Annotated in this window: 10 protein-coding genes; 9 read left to right on the top strand and 1 reads right to left on the bottom strand. The window is 69.5% G+C overall.

Going from position 1 to position 15278, the window contains the following annotated elements; genetic code table 11:
* The first annotated feature begins 174 nt into the window (after positions 1-174).
* The gene (locus tag ACIP5O_RS22715) at positions 175-2970 is read left to right on the top strand and encodes an aconitate hydratase (RefSeq protein WP_401296105.1); all 2796 of its coding nucleotides are present in this window, start codon (positions 175-177) and stop codon (positions 2968-2970) included.
* Between the two features lie 73 nt (positions 2971-3043).
* Here the strand turns inward: ACIP5O_RS22715 and ACIP5O_RS22710 are convergent, their stop codons facing one another.
* Positions 3044-3958, bottom strand: coding sequence for an FG-GAP repeat domain-containing protein (locus ACIP5O_RS22710; RefSeq protein ID WP_401296103.1), 915 nt, complete (start codon positions 3956-3958; stop codon positions 3044-3046).
* A 545-nt stretch (positions 3959-4503) separates the two neighbouring features.
* Between ACIP5O_RS22710 and ngcE the strand changes: the two genes are divergently transcribed.
* From ngcE to dxs, 8 genes are all read left to right on the top strand, one after another.
* Positions 4504-5946, top strand: a complete 1443-nt coding sequence (gene ngcE, locus ACIP5O_RS22705) for an N-acetylglucosamine/diacetylchitobiose ABC transporter substrate-binding protein (RefSeq protein ID WP_401296101.1) — start codon at positions 4504-4506, stop codon at positions 5944-5946.
* A gap of 104 nt (positions 5947-6050) precedes the next feature.
* The gene (locus ACIP5O_RS22700; protein ID WP_401296099.1) at positions 6051-6980 is read left to right on the top strand and encodes a carbohydrate ABC transporter permease; all 930 of its coding nucleotides are present in this window, start codon (positions 6051-6053) and stop codon (positions 6978-6980) included.
* A complete protein-coding gene (locus tag ACIP5O_RS22695) occupies positions 6980-7918 on the top strand; it encodes a carbohydrate ABC transporter permease (RefSeq protein ID WP_401296097.1) in 939 nt (312 codons plus the stop codon). The genes ACIP5O_RS22700 and ACIP5O_RS22695 overlap by 1 nt, the downstream gene beginning before the upstream one ends.
* 224 nt (positions 7919-8142) lie before the next feature.
* Positions 8143-9354: an ROK family protein gene (locus ACIP5O_RS22690; protein WP_401296095.1), complete on the top strand. Its 1212-nt coding sequence runs from the start codon at positions 8143-8145 to the stop codon at positions 9352-9354.
* A 122-nt stretch (positions 9355-9476) separates the two neighbouring features.
* Positions 9477-10541: a sugar ABC transporter substrate-binding protein gene (locus tag ACIP5O_RS22685; protein WP_401296093.1), complete on the top strand. Its 1065-nt coding sequence runs from the start codon at positions 9477-9479 to the stop codon at positions 10539-10541.
* A 318-nt stretch (positions 10542-10859) separates the two neighbouring features.
* Complete coding sequence (locus ACIP5O_RS22680; RefSeq protein ID WP_383317712.1) at positions 10860-11639, top strand: ATP-binding cassette domain-containing protein; 780 nt, start codon at positions 10860-10862, stop codon at positions 11637-11639.
* The gene (locus tag ACIP5O_RS22675; protein ID WP_401296091.1) at positions 11636-12955 is read left to right on the top strand and encodes a sugar ABC transporter permease; all 1320 of its coding nucleotides are present in this window, start codon (positions 11636-11638) and stop codon (positions 12953-12955) included. The genes ACIP5O_RS22680 and ACIP5O_RS22675 overlap by 4 nt, the downstream gene beginning before the upstream one ends.
* Before the next feature lie 288 nt (positions 12956-13243).
* Positions 13244-15190, top strand: coding sequence for a 1-deoxy-D-xylulose-5-phosphate synthase (gene dxs / locus ACIP5O_RS22670; RefSeq protein WP_401296089.1), 1947 nt, complete (start codon positions 13244-13246; stop codon positions 15188-15190).
* The last annotated feature ends 88 nt before the right edge of the window (positions 15191-15278 follow it).

Raw genomic sequence — 15278 nt, 5'->3', positions numbered from 1 at the left:
GACCGAACGACGGGGATGCACTAGAGTTATCTCGACATCGAGATAACTGCTTACGGCGCACCGTGGCCGCCCGGCCGGTAAGGGTTACCTAACTTAGCCCTACCTTAACGGATCCGCGAGGGGTCGTGGCGGCAGCATGACGGTAGTACGCGCACATTGATGAAGGAGACTGTCGTGTCGGCGAACAGCTTCGACGCCCGCAGCACGCTGCGCGTGGGCGACGAGTCGTACGAGATCTTCAAGCTGGACAAGGTCGAGGGCTCCGCGCGCCTCCCTTACAGCCTGAAGGTCCTCCTGGAGAACCTGCTCCGCACCGAGGACGGCGCGAACATCACCGCCGACCACATCCGGGCCCTCGGCAACTGGGACTCGCAGGCCCAGCCGAGCCAGGAGATCCAGTTCACGCCGGCCCGCGTGATCATGCAGGACTTCACCGGTGTGCCCTGCGTCGTCGACCTCGCCACCATGCGCGAGGCCGTCAAGGAGCTCGGCGGCGACCCGGCGAAGGTCAACCCGCTCTCCCCGGCCGAGCTGGTCATCGACCACTCGGTCATCGCCGACAAGTTCGGCACCAAGGAGGCCTTCGGCCAGAACGTCGAGCTGGAGTACGGCCGCAACAAGGAGCGCTACCAGTTCCTGCGCTGGGGCCAGACCGCCTTCGACGACTTCAAGGTCGTCCCGCCCGGCACCGGCATCGTCCACCAGGTGAACATCGAGCACCTGGCCCGCACGGTCATGGTCCGGGGCGGCCAGGCGTACCCCGACACCCTCGTCGGCACCGACTCGCACACCACCATGGTCAACGGCCTCGGCGTGCTCGGCTGGGGCGTCGGCGGCATCGAGGCCGAGGCCGCGATGCTCGGCCAGCCGGTCTCCATGCTCATCCCGCGCGTCGTCGGCTTCAAGCTGACCGGTGAGCTGCCGGCCGGCACCACCGCCACCGACCTCGTCCTCACGATCACCGAGATGCTGCGCAAGCACGGCGTCGTCGGCAAGTTCGTCGAGTTCTACGGCGAGGGCGTCGCCGCCACCTCCCTGGCGAACCGCGCCACCATCGGCAACATGTCGCCGGAGTTCGGCTCCACCGCCGCGATCTTCCCGATCGACGGCGAGACCCTGAACTACCTCAAGCTCACCGGCCGCTCCGAGCAGCAGGTCGCGCTCGTCGAGGCGTACGCCAAGGAGCAGGGCCTCTGGCTCGACCCGGCCGCCGAGCCCGACTTCTCCGAGAAGCTGGAGCTCGACCTCTCCACGGTCGTCCCCTCCATCGCCGGCCCGAAGCGCCCGCAGGACCGCATCGTCCTCGCGAACGCCGCCGAGCAGTTCGCCAAGGACGTCCTCAACTACGTCGAGGTCCCGACCGTCGAGGCCGGCACCGCCGCCTCCCCGGTGGACGAGGCGAGCGTCGAGTCCTTCCCGGCCTCCGACGCCCCCGCCTACGGCAGCCAGGAGAACGGCGCGGGCGCCCCGCAGCACGCCGAGGGCACCGGCGCCGCGGTCCCGTCCCACCCGGTCACCGTCACCGCCCCCGACGGCTCCACCTACGAGATCGACCACGGCGCCGTCACCGTCGCCGCGATCACCTCCTGCACCAACACCTCGAACCCGTACGTCATGGTCGCCGCCGCGCTCGTCGCGAAGAAGGCCGTGGAGAAGGGCCTGACCCGCAAGCCGTGGGTCAAGACCACCCTCGCCCCGGGCTCGAAGGTCGTCACCGACTACTTCGACAAGGCGGGCCTCACCCCGTACCTCGACAAGGTCGGCTTCAACCTCGTCGGCTACGGCTGCACCACCTGCATCGGCAACTCCGGCCCGCTGCCGGAGGAGGTCTCCAAGGCCGTCAACGACCACGACCTGGCCGTGACCTCGGTCCTCTCGGGCAACCGCAACTTCGAGGGCCGCATCAACCCCGACGTCAAGATGAACTACCTGGCCTCCCCGCCGCTGGTCGTCGCGTACGCCATCGCCGGTTCGATGAAGGTGGACATCACCAAGGACGCCCTGGGCACCGACCAGGACGGCAAGCCGGTCTACCTGACGGACATCTGGCCGACCGAGGCCGAGGTCAACGACGTCGTGGCCAACGCCATCGGCGAGGACATGTTCAACAAGTCCTACCAGGACGTCTTCGCGGGCGACGCCCAGTGGCAGGCGCTGCCGATCCCGACCGGCGACACCTTCGAGTGGGACGCCGAGTCCACCTACGTGCGCAAGCCCCCGTACTTCGAGGGCATGACGATGGAGACCACCCCGGTCTCCGACATCACGGGCGCCCGCGTCCTGGCCAAGCTGGGCGACTCGGTCACCACCGACCACATCTCCCCGGCCGGCGCCATCAAGGCCGACACCCCGGCCGGCCAGTACCTCACCGAGCACGGTGTGGAGCGTCGTGACTTCAACTCCTACGGCTCGCGCCGGGGCAACCACGAGGTCATGATCCGCGGCACCTTCGCCAACATCCGCCTGCGCAACCAGCTCGCGCCGGGCACCGAGGGCGGCTACACCCGCGACTTCACCCAGGCGGACGGCCCGGTCAGCTTCATCTACGACGCCTCCCGCAACTACATCGAGCAGGGCACCCCGCTCGTCATCCTGGGCGGCAAGGAGTACGGCTCCGGCTCGTCCCGCGACTGGGCCGCCAAGGGCACCGCGCTGCTCGGCGTCAAGGCCGTCATCACCGAGTCGTACGAGCGCATCCACCGCTCGAACCTCATCGGCATGGGCGTCCTGCCGCTCCAGTTCCCGGAGGGCCAGTCCGCCGACTCCCTGGGCCTGACCGGCGAGGAGACCTTCTCCTTCACCGGCATCGAGGAGCTCAACAACGGCACCACGCCGCGCACGGTGAAGGTCACCACCGACACCGGCGTCGAGTTCGACGCGGTCGTCCGCATCGACACCCCCGGCGAGGCGGACTACTACCGCAACGGCGGCATCATGCAGTACGTGCTCCGCAACCTGATCCGCGGCTGACGCCGTAGCATCAGGCAGCACGAAACGGGCCCCGCTCCTCGGAAGAGGAGCGGGGCCCGTTTCGTCCGTGCGGTCAGAACATGAGGCGGAAGCCGTTCCAGCCGCTCGTGCCGATCTGCACCCGGCCGGAGAACGCGGACGAGGCGTTGCCCGTCCCCTTGTAGAGCCACAGGGCCCCGGCCTTGTCCCGGGCGACGAGGTCCGCGACGCCGTCGAAGTTCAGGTCGCCGCTGGAGACGAGGTAGTTGTAGCCGTTCCAGCCGCCGCCGACGCGGACGCGGCCGCCGAAGGGCGCCTTGTAGTTGCCGGTGCCCTTGTAGAGCCACAGCACGCCCGAGCCGTCGCGCGCGACGATGTCGGCCCTGCCGTCGCCCGTCAGGTCGCCCTTGCCGGCGATCTGCGTGTAGGCGTTCCAGCCGCCGCCGATCCGGTAGCGCTGGGTCAGTCCGCCGTTGCCGGTGCCCAGGTAGTGCCACAGGACACCGGAGGAGTCCCGGGCGATCAGGTCCTCGGCCTGGGCGCCACCGGTGTTGGCGACGGCGACGATCTTGTTGTAGGCGCTCCAGCCGCCGCCGAGGTCGCGGGGGTCGGTACGCCACTTGGTGTAGTACAGGCGGCCGTTGTAGACGTCGTACAGGCCGTCGGAGTGACCGTCGCCCGACACGTCGACCTGGTTGATGTGCTTGCTGTAGTTCCAGCCGGTGCCGGAGTTCTCCGAGAGGCGCTTGATGGCGCCCCCGCCGGTGGGCTGGTAGCCCCAGATGGTGCCCGAGCTGTCGACGCCGTACAGGGCGTTCTCCGGCGTGGCGACGCCGGAGGCCGTGAAGGCGCCCGCCTTCACGTCCTGCTCGACGCCGGAGGCGGAACGGCCGGCCGGCGCGTCCGCCGCGACGGCGGCGGTGGTGGTGCCGACGAGGGCGGCGGTTATCGCGGCGACGGTGACGCGGGACAGGATGCCCGTGCGGTTCAGGCCGGAGGTCTTGGCCACGTAGTACTCCAGATCCGAGGAAAAGGGGAAGGTCCCGACGCGCCCGTCACGCGGACGGAAGGCGGCGGGAGCCCTATGATTCCGGATCACCCTTACGAGATCTCCCTTTGAGGGACGGCTGTGACAGACCTGTTTCGAACCCGGCCCTCCACCCCTTTTGTCCTACCGGCCCCGCTCTTGCCGGACTTGGCCCCGCCGGCCGGTTCGACGCCGTGTCCCCGGAGCTCCTGTACGGGTGGGCCGGGACCCGTGTCAAGGGTGTCGCCGGACGGATGGTTGGACGAAACGCCGCAGATCCAGCCTGCTTATCCCGCAGGTCTCAACTCGGGAAAGATGGCCGTCGAAACCTGCTTTCGATCTTGCTCAGGCGAAGGGAAGTGGACTATACCTGTCGGCGTCCAGCCCGTCGTATCCATCGACGACGGTCCGACGCGTGCACGACCCGGCTGCAAATGACCGCGGTGGCGGGGCCCTTCGCCTGTGGCGAGTTGAGAACGGGCGACCGGTACACCGCATGAGTCCTGAATGAAGGCGAGGACTTGAGCATGGGATCCACCTCCGCACAGACCAATGAGGGCCTCGGCCGTCGCGATCTGATCAAGCGTTCCGCCGCTATCGGTCTGATCTCCGTACCGGCCATGGGGTTCCTGTCCGCCTGTGCGAGCAGTGACAGCGGTGGCAACGGAAAGGTCGAGAAGGGTACGAAGTCCGACAAGAACCCGCTCGGCGTGAACGAGTCGGCGCCGCTCGACTTCGTCCTCTTCGACGGCGGATTCGGACAGCAGTACGCCAAGGACGCGATCAAGGTCTACGAGACGAATTACCCCAAGGCCAGCGTCAAGTTCACCCCGACCCAGAAGATCACCACCACCCTGCAGCCGCGCTTCAACGGCGGCACCCCGCCGGACCTCATCGACAACTCCGGCGCCGAGCAGATGGACATGGGCGTCCTGGTCGGCCAGAAGCAGCTCGCGGACCTCACCCCGCTGCTCGACGCGCCCTCCGTCGACGACCCGAGCAAGAAGGTCCGCGACACCCTGCGGCCCGGCATCGTCGAGATGGGCCAGTTCGACGGCGAGCAGTGCTGGATCCTCAACTACGCCTACACCGTCTACGGCGTCTGGTACTCGCAGAAGCTCCTCGACTCGCTCGACGCGAAGTACCCGGAGACCTGGGACGAGATGCTGGCCGTCTGCGAGAAGGCCAAGAAGAAGAACATCGCCGCCTGGACGTACGCGGGCAAGCACCCGTACTACGTCCCCTTCTCGCTCTACCCGATGATCGGCAAGGTCGGCGGCCGCGAGGTCCTGGACGCCATCGACAACCTGGAGCCCAAGGCCTGGGAGCACCCGGCCGTCAAGGCGTGCTTCGAGGCGTACTACGAGCTCGTCCGGAAGGGCTACATCCTCAAGGGCACGCCCGGCCTCGACCACATCCAGTCGCAGACCGCCTGGACCGAGGGCAAGGCGCTGTTCATCCCGAACGGCTCCTGGGTCGAGAACGAGGCCGCGAAGACCATGCCGGCCGACTTCGGCCTGGCCGTCTCCGGCCCGACCGGCCTCGACGCCTCCGACAAGATGCCGTTCGGCACCATCTGGGCCGCCGGCGGCGAGCCCTTCGTCGTCCCGGCCAAGGCGAAGAACGCCGAGGGCGGCATGGAGCAGCTCCGCATCATGCTCAGCGAGGCCTCCTCCAAGAACTTCACGCAGTCCGTGAAGTCCCTGACCGCCCTCAACGGCGGCACCGACGGCATCGAGCTCTCCCCGGGCCTGAAGTCCGGCGTCGCGGCCCTGGAGAAGGCCGGCCAGAACGTCGTCAACCCGCGCCTCCAGGACTGGTACGTCGCCCTCCAGAAGGAGAAGATCGGCGTCGCCGGCATCGGCGAGATGATGGCCGGCCGCGCCACCCCCGCCGAGACGATCAAGAAGATCCAGAAGTACGCCGACGAGGCGGCCAAGGACTCCTCGATCAAGCACTACAAGCACTGATGAGCAGTGCCGGGGCCCCTTCCCGCCGACCGGGAGCGGGCCCCGGCCCCCTAGCGCGCGGCACGAGCGGCGCGCCCTCGCGGGAAGATCGGGGTCGGTAGGAAATGCAACACGGCAAGTACCGTTTCATCGTGGGGTTCCTGGCGGCCCCCCTCGCGCTCTACGCGCTGTTCGTCATCTGGCCGTTCATCCAGTCCATCTATTACTCCTTCACGGACTGGACCGGGCTGAGCCCCGAATTCGGAATGATCGGATTCGGCAACTACAGCAGGATGCTGGACGACGAGATCTTCTGGAAATCGCTCCAGCACAGCCTGACCTTCGCGGTGGTGCTGCCACTGGTGACCGTCGGCCTCGCACTGTTCTTCGCCTTCATGCTCAATGTCGGCGGTCGGCGCCGAAAGGGCGCGGCCGTCGCCGGTGTGCGCGGGTCGTCCTTCTACAAGATCGTCTATTTCTTCCCGCAGGTGCTGTCGATCGCGATCGTCGCGCTGCTCTTCCAGTTCGCGTACAACCCGAACAGCGGTGCCATCAATTCCGTGCTGAAGGGCGTCGGTCTCGGCGGCGTCCAGCCGGACTGGCTCGGAGACCCGGACCTCGCCCTCATCTGCGTGATGGTCGTCCTCGTCTGGTCCACCGTCGGATTCTTCGTCGTCCTCTTCTCGGCCGGCATGGCGTCCATTCCGAGGGACTTCTACGAGGCGGCCCTGCTCGACGGCGCGAGCCGCTTCACCACCTTCTTCCGGATCACCCTGCCGCTGCTCTGGGACACCGTGCAGTCCGGGTGGATCTACATGGGCATCCTCGCCCTCGGCGCCGAGTCCTTCGCCGTCGTCCAGATCATGACCGTCGGTCCCAGCGGCGGCGGGCCCGACTACTCCACCATCGTCCTGCCGCTGTACGTGTACCAGAAGGCGTTCCGGGACGGTCAGGCCGCCTACGCCACGACCATCGGCGTCGCCCTGCTCGTCGTGACGCTGGCCTTCGCGGCCGTCGTGATGAAGCTGGGCCGGCGCGAGCGGCTGGAGTTCTGATGAAGATCACCGACACGACCCCCGCCGGAGTGGACAACCCCGGCTCCCCGGCCGGACCGGACCCCGTGGTCACCGAGGCGACCGCCCCCGCGCCCCGCAAGGAGCCGAAGGGCGAGGGCGCCGCCCTCAACGTCTTCTCCCACGGCATCCTGATCCTCTGGGCGATCATGGTGATCATGCCGCTGCTCTGGGCGGTCATGACCTCCTTCAAGACCGACCGGGCGATCTTCACCTCCCCGTGGGCGCTGCCCGACAGGCTGCACTTCGAGAACTGGTCGCGCGCCTGGACCGAGGCGCACATGAGCGACTACTTCCTGAACACCCTCCTGGTGGTCGGCGGCTCGCTGCTCGGCACGCTCCTCCTCGGCTCGATGGCGGCCTACGTCCTGGCCCGCTTCGAGTTCCCGGGCAACCGCTTCATCTACTTCCTCTTCATCGGGGGGATGAGCTTCCCGATCATCCTGGCGCTCGTGCCGCTGTTCTACGTGATGCAGAACATGGCCCTGCTCAACACGCTGCACGGCCTGATCCTCGTCTACATCGCGTACTCGCTGCCGTTCACCGTCTTCTTCCTCACGGCCTTCTTCCGCACCCTGCCGACCTCGGTGGCGGAGGCGGCCTTCGTGGACGGCGCCTCGCACACCCGGACCTTCTTCCAGGTGATGCTGCCGATGGCCAAGCCCGGCCTCATCAGCGTCGGCATCTTCAACTTCCTCGGGCAGTGGAACCAGTACCTGCTGCCGACCGTGCTCAACACCGAGCCGGAGCGGAAGGTGCTCTCGCAGGGCCTCGTCCAGCTCGCGGTGAGCCAGGGCTACAAGGGCGACTGGTCGGGACTCTTCGCCGGCCTGGTGATGGCCATGCTCCCGGTCCTCGCCGCGTACATCGTCTTCCAGCGGCAGGTGGTGGCCGGTCTGACCGCCGGCGCCGTGAAGTGACCCCCGGGGCCGCACCCGCCCCGCCACCGCTCCCGAAGGGCCCCCGGCGCACCGCGCGCCGGGGGCCCTTCCGGTCGTCCGGGACCCCGGGGGACGCCCGGGGAAACCCGGCGCGAACACCGTGTGACCCTCACCTCCGTCACTCAAGGTCTTGACGGGGACCAAGGCGAAAGCGTCCCCTTAGAGTTCACATGTTGGAGAAAACGGTGGGAGTGAGTGAGTCGATGGAGACTCCGGGTTCGCAGACTTCTCTGCACAGGGCCAACCTCGAACGGGTCGTCCGGGCGGTGCGCATGGCCGGCTCGCTCACCCAGGCGGAGATCGCCCGGGCGACGGGCCTGTCCGCCGCCACGGTCTCCAACATCGTGCGGGAGCTGAAGGACGGCGGCACCGTCGAGGTCACGCCCACCTCCGCCGGGGGACGCCGGGCCCGCAGCGTCTCGCTCTCCGGCGACGCCGGCATCGTGATCGGGGTCGACTTCGGCCACACCCACCTCCGGGTCGCCGTCGGCAACCTCGCCCACCAGGTGCTCGCCGAGGAGGCCGAGCCGCTCGACGTCGACGCCTCCGCCGCCGAGGGCTTCGACCGGGCGGAGCAGCTGGTCAAGCGGCTCGCCCTGACCACCGGCATCGGCCCCGACAAGGTGATCGGCGTCGGCCTCGGCGTCCCGGGCCCGATCGACGTCTCCTCCGGGACCCTCGGCTCGACGTCGATCCTGCCGGGGTGGAGCGGCATCAACCCCGCCGAGGAGCTCTCGGGCCGCCTCGGGGTCCCCGTGCACGTCGACAACGACGCCAACCTCGGCGCGCTCGGCGAGCTGGTCTGGGGCGGCGGCCGGGGCGTCAAGGACCTGGCGTACATCAAGGTGGCCAGCGGCGTCGGCGCCGGTCTGGTCATAGACGGACGGGTCTACCGGGGCCCCGGCGGCACCGCGGGGGAGATCGGGCACATCACCCTGGACGAGTCGGGACCGGTCTGCCGCTGCGGCAACCGGGGCTGCCTGGAGACCTTCACGGCCGCCCGCTACGTCCTGCCGCTGCTCCAGCCGAGCCACGGGCCCGACCTGACCATGGAGCGGGTCGTCCAGCTGGCCCGGGAGGGCGACCCCGGCTGCCGCCGGGTGATCGCGGACGTCGGGCGGCACATCGGCAGCGGCATCGCCAACCTCTGCAACCTCCTCAACCCCAGCAGGGTGGTGCTCGGCGGCGACCTCGCCGAGGCCGGGGAGCTGGTCCTGGCGCCCATCAGGGACTCCGTCTCGCGGTACGCGATCCCCAGTGCCGCCCGGCAGCTCTCGCTGGCCCAGGGGGCCCTCGGCGGGCGCGCCGAGGTGCTCGGCGCCCTCGCCCTCGTCCTGAGCGAAATGGGCGATTCGACCCTGTTGGAGAGTGCGCTGCCGACCGCCGGCCCGGCCTCCCGGCTTGCCTTCACTTAGATAACGAACACCACCGTTGTCATCTCGTTAAGAATTTACTTCTTGACGTCAACGTTGCGGCCGAGTTGACTTCGTGCCACCTCGGCCGCAACGTCGCGGCCTCGTCAGGGAGGCAACCCCAAATGAACGCAGTGACGCGTCGTGCCGTCATAGCCACGGCCGCGGTGTCGATGGCCCTCTCGCTCGCCGCCTGTGGCCAGGCCGGCGGCGACGACAGCGGCGACAAGGGCAGCTCGACCAAGATCGGCCTGCTCCTTCCCGAGAACAAGACCTCGCGCTACGAGGCCCTGGACAAGCCCCAGTTCGAGAAGGCCGTCAAGGCCGCGTGCGGCGACTGCGAGGTCGTCTACAACAACGCCGTCTCCGACGTCGTCAAGCAGAAGCAGCAGTTCGACCAGTTCATCGCCGACGGCATCAAGGTCATCGCCCTCGACCCGGTGGACGCCACCAAGGCCGAGAGCTGGATCAAGGACGCCAAGGCCAAGGGCGTCAAGGTCGTCGCGTACGACCGCGCCGTCAAGGGCGCCGACGCCTACGTCAGCCACGACAACAACAAGGTCGGCGAGCTCCAGGGCCAGGCCCTCCTCGCCGCGCTCGGCGACAAGGCCGCCGCCGCCAACGTCGTGATGATCAACGGCGACGAGAAGGACCCGAACGCCGCCCTGTTCAAGAAGGGCGCGCACACCGCCCTCGACGGCAAGGTCGGCAAGATCGCCTACGAGGCCTCCGGCGAGTGGGACCCGAAGGTCGCCGGCGAGAAGATGTCCGCCGCGATCTCCTCGGTCGGCAAGGACAAGATCGGCGCCGTCTACTCCGCCAACGACGGCATGGCGGGCGGCATCGTCACCTCCCTGGAGAACGCCGGCATCAAGGGCATCCCGGTCGGCGGCCAGGACGCCGAGGTCGCGGGCATCCAGCGCATCATCGCCGGCACGCAGACCTTCACGATCTACAAGTCGCCGCTCCAGCTGGCCCCCGAGGCCGCCAAGTTCGCGGTGAACCTGCTCCAGGGCAAGGACCTCGGCGCCCAGGGCGACACCGACGGCGTGCCGTCCACGCTCTTCCCGCCGGTCGTGGTCGACAAGACCAACATCCAGACCACGGTCGTCAAGGACGGCATCTACAAGGCCGCCGACCTCTGCACCGCGGACCTCGCCGCCAAGTGCACCGAGCTGGGCGTCAAGTAACCCCCGCTCGTCCCCCCGCCGGGCCCTCGCGGGCCCGGCGCCACGGATCCCGGTCCGGCCGCGCACGGCACCCCGGCCGTCCCCCGACCGGGGCGGCGTCCGCCGCGCTGCCGCCGCCCCCGTACGGAGGGTGAAGAACCCCGTACGACGTCCGGCGACGGGCCCGGATCCGTTCCCCCAGCCCGTCCGGTCCCCGGCCGACCCAGACCCCGCTGTCGGCCCGGGGACCGGACGAAGCCCACCCCCCCAGAACTTTGTTGGCGCTGCACCGGCGGCGCGACGTGCCGCCGTCCGCGGGCGGCGAAGGAGTTGGTTCACGTGTCCCAGACGCCCGTGCTGGCGTTGCGCGGGATCTTCAAGCGATTCGGAGCGGTCCAGGTCCTCTCCGGTGTCGATCTCGAAGTCCACGCAGGTGAGGTCGTCGCGCTCGTCGGCGACAACGGAGCGGGAAAGTCCACGCTGGTCAAGACGATCGCCGGTGTGCACCCCATCGACGAGGGCGTCATCGAGTGGGAGGGCGAGCGGGTCGAGATCTCCCGCCCGCAGGACTCCCAGAACCTCGGCGTCGCGACCGTCTACCAGGACCTCGCCCTCTGCGACAACCTCGACGTCGTCGCCAACCTGTTCCTCGGCCGCGAGATCAAGAAGGGCGGCGTCCTCGACGAGGTCGCCATGGAGAAGCGCGCGAAGGACCTGCTCTCCACCCTCTCCATCCGCATCCCCAGCGTCCGCATCCCCGTCGCCGCCCTCTCCGGCGGCCAGCGGCAGGTCGTGGCCATCGCCCGCGCCCTGGTCGGCGACCCGAAGATCGTGATCCTCGACGAGCCGACCGCCGCCCTCGGCGTCGAGCAGACCGCACAGGTCCTCGACCTGGTCGAGCGGCTGCGCGAGCAGGGCCTCGGCGTCATCCTCATCAGCCACAACATGGCCGACGTGAAGGCCGTCGCGGACACCGTGGCCGTCCTCCGCCTGGGCCGCAACAACGGCACCTTCCCGGTCGCCACCACCACGCACGAAGAGATCATCGCCGCGATCACCGGTGCCACGGACAACGCCGTGACCCGCCGCCAGGCCCGCAACGCGGAGGTAGCGAAGTGAGCACGACCCCTCCCACCGCGAACGACCCGGCCGCGGTGCCCGAGCCCCGCACCCCCGACGCCGACGCGCCGGCCACCGAGACCCCGGCCGCCGCCGCGATCCCCGCCGTCGACCCCCGCCTCCTCGTCCGCGAGCAGGGCTTCAAGGGCTACGTCGAGGAGTTCAAGCGCAAGATCCGCTCCGGCGAGATCGGCTCGCTGCCCGTCGTCGTCGGCCTCATCGTCATCGGCGTCGTCTTCCAGGCCCTCACCGGCAACTTCATCACCTCGTACAACCTCGACCAGATCACGCTGTACGCGGTCGGCCCCGGCATCATGGCCGTCGGCATCGTCTTCGTGCTGCTGCTCGGCGAGATCGACCTCGCCGTCGGCTCCGTGGCCGGTCTCGCCGGCTCCGTCTGGGGCGTCCTCGGCACCGACATGCCCGACGGCCTCGCCATCCTCCTCGGCATCCTGTCCGGCACCCTGATCGGCGCCTTCCACGGCATCGTGTTCGCCAAGATCGGCGTGCCCGCCTTCGTCGTCACCCTCGCCGGCTTCCTCGGCTGGGCCGGCCTGCAGACCTGGGTGATGGGCGAGCGCTCCACCATCTCCACCCCGATCGGCAGCTTCGTCAACGACCTCACGAAGTACTACTTCTCCGACGTCGCCGCCGCCTACGGCCTCGCCGTCGTCGTGATCGCCGCCTTCTACCTGGCCCAGTTCCGCGACGCGCACCGCCGCAGGGCCGCCGACCTGCCGCACCGCCCGCAGAGCGAGATCATCCTGCGCACCGCCGTCCTCGCGGTCCTGGTCCTCGTCGCCGCGTACGGCTTCAACCAGGAGCAGGGCCTGCCGCTCTCCCTGGTGATCTTCCTGGTGATCCTGCTCGTCACCGACTTCGTCCTGCGCCGCACCACCTACGGCCGCCAGGTCTTCGCGGTCGGCGGCGGCATCGAGGCCGCCCGCCGCGCCGGCATCAACGTCTCCTGGATCCGGGTCTCGGTCTTCATGATCTCCGGCACCATGGGCGCGATCGGCGGCCTGTTCCTCGCCTCCGCGACCGGCGGCGCCGACCGCTCCCTCGGCGGCGGCAACCAGCTCATGATGTGCATCGCCGCGGCCGTCATCGGCGGCACGTCCCTGTTCGGCGGACGCGGCAAGGTCTGGTCGGCGCTCCTGGGCATCCTGGTCATCCAGTCGATCGTCCAGGGCCTCAACCAGATGAACCTGTCCTCGAACGCGATCCAGTACATGATCACCGGAGCGGTCCTGCTCATCGCCGTGATCATCGACTCCGTCTCCCGCAAGACCCAGAAGACGGCCGGACGCGCCTAGCGCCGGAAAACGACGGGCGCGCCCAGCGCCGGAAACGGCGGGGCGCGCCCGGAAGGCCGCGCCACGCGCACGCGTAACGCTCGCCACACCTGCCCGGCGCCGTGAAACCGGCGCCGGGCACCGGTGCGTCCGGACCAGTGCACACGCCCGCACGGAGCCGTACGGATCATCGGCCCGTAAGCCGTCGGAGTGACGCCTCACCCCCCGGCCCGCTGCCCACGATCCAAGACGGAACATTAGACTCGACAAATCGGCAAGCTCGACCAGCTCAAACGCAAGGAGGAACGGGTGGCTCTGCTGACCCGTATCAGGGGACCGCGAGACCTGGACCGGCTCTCCCCGGAACAGCTGGACCAGCTGGCCGACGAGATCCGGACGTTCCTCGTGGACGCCGTCTCCAAGACCGGCGGGCACCTCGGACCCAACCTGGGCGTGGTCGAGCTGACCATCGCCCTGCACCGCGTCTTCGACTCCCCGAAGGACAGGGTCCTCTGGGACACCGGCCACCAGAGCTACGTCCACAAGCTCCTCACCGGCCGCCAGGACTTCTCCCGCCTCAAGATGAAGGGCGGCCTCTCCGGCTACCCCTCGCAGGCCGAGTCCGAGCACGACGTCATCGAGAACTCGCACGCCTCCACGGTCCTCGGCTGGGCCGACGGCCTGGCCAAGGCCAACGAGGTCCTGAAGAAGGACGACCACGTCGTGGCCGTCATCGGCGACGGCGCCCTCACCGGCGGCATGGCCTGGGAGGCGCTGAACAACATCGCCGCCGCCAAGGACCGCCCGCTCGTCATCGTCGTCAACGACAACGAGCGCTCCTACGCGCCCACCATCGGCGGCCTCGCCACCCACCTGGCGACCCTGCGCACCACCGACGGCTACGAGCGCTTCCTCGCCCGCGGCAAGGACATCCTGGAGCGCACCCCGGTCGTCGGGAAGCCCCTCTACGAGACCCTGCACGGCGCCAAGAAGGGCCTCAAGGACTTCATCGCCCCCCAGGGCATGTTCGAGGACCTCGGCCTCAAGTACGTCGGCCCCATCGACGGCCACGACATCGAGGCCCTGGAGTCCGCCCTGACGCGCGCCAAGCGCTTCGGCGGCCCCGTCATCGTCCACTGCCTCACCGAGAAGGGCCGCGGCTACCAGCCCGCCCTCCAGGACGAGGCCGACCGCTTCCACGCCGTCGGCAAGATCCACCCCGACACCGGCCTGCCGATCGCCACCTCCGGCGCCGACTGGACCGGCGTCTTCGCCGACGAGATGGTCGCCCTCGGCAAGGAGCGCGCGGACGTCGTCGCCATCACCGCGGCCATGCTCCAGCCCGTCGGCCTCGACAGGTTCGCCAAGGCCTTCCCCGAGCGGGTCTTCGACGTCGGCATCGCCGAGCAGCACGGCGCGGTCTCCGCGGCCGGCCTCGCCACCGGCGGCCTCCACCCGGTCTTCGCGGTGTACGCCACCTTCCTCAACCGCGCCTTCGACCAGGTCCTGATGGACGTGGCCCTGCACAAGTGCGGCGTCACCTTCGTCCTCGACCGGGCCGGCGTCACCGGCACCGACGGCGCCTCCCACAACGGCATGTGGGACATGTCGATCCTCCAGGTCGTGCCCGGCCTGCGGCTCGCCGCCCCGCGCGACGCCGACCAGGTCCGCGCCCAGCTCCGCGAGGCCGTCGAGGTCACCGACGCCCCCACCGTGGTCCGCTTCTCCAAGGGCGCGGTCGGCCCCGCCGTCCCCGCCCTGCGCCGCGTCGGCGGCATGGACGTCCTCCGCGAGCCCGGTACGGACAGGCCCGACGTCCTCCTGGTCTCGGTCGGCGCCCTGGCGCCGATGTGCCTGGAGATCGCCGACCTCCTGGACCGGCAGGGCATCTCCACCACCGTGGTCGACCCCCGCTGGGTCAAGCCCGTCGACGAGGCCCTCGCCCCGCTCGCCGCGCGCCACCGGGTCGTCGTCACCGTCGAGGACAACAGCCGTGTCGGCGGCGTCGGCTCGGCCGTCGCCCAGGCCCTGCGCGACGCCGGCGTGGACGTGCCGCTGCGCGACTTCGGCATCCCGCCGCGCTTCCTCGACCACGCCTCCCGCGCCGAGGTCCTGGCCGAGATCGGCCTGACCGCCCCGGACGTCGCCCGGCAGGTCACCGGCCTCGTCTCCCGCCTCGACGGCAGGTACGAGGACAGCGCCGGGGAGAGCGCGCCGGAGAACGGCGCCAAGACCGCGGAACCCGCCCGCGACTGACCCCGCACCACCTCCGCATCACCCTTTGGGCCGGTCGGCTCACCCTCCCGGGTGCCGACCGGCCCTTTCGCGTGCATTCTGGCTCTGT

Origin of the sequence: Streptomyces sp. NPDC088915, assembly GCF_044749825.1 — a bacterium.
Lineage (GTDB): Bacteria > Actinomycetota > Actinomycetes > Streptomycetales > Streptomycetaceae > Streptomyces.
This window is presented reverse-complemented; position numbering and strand designations above follow the sequence as displayed.

Excerpts from the sequence above, each read along its gene's own strand:
- ngcE (WP_401296101.1), top strand. The coding sequence starts at position 4,504 with ATGGGATCCACCTCCGCACAGACCAATGAGGGCCTCGGCCGTCGCGAT.
- ACIP5O_RS22700 (WP_401296099.1), top strand. The coding sequence starts at position 6,051 with ATGCAACACGGCAAGTACCGTTTCATCGTGGGGTTCCTGGCGGCCCCC.
- ACIP5O_RS22695 (WP_401296097.1), top strand. The coding sequence starts at position 6,980 with ATGAAGATCACCGACACGACCCCCGCCGGAGTGGACAACCCCGGCTCC.
- ACIP5O_RS22690 (WP_401296095.1), top strand. The coding sequence starts at position 8,143 with ATGGAGACTCCGGGTTCGCAGACTTCTCTGCACAGGGCCAACCTCGAA.
- ACIP5O_RS22685 (WP_401296093.1), top strand. The coding sequence starts at position 9,477 with ATGAACGCAGTGACGCGTCGTGCCGTCATAGCCACGGCCGCGGTGTCG.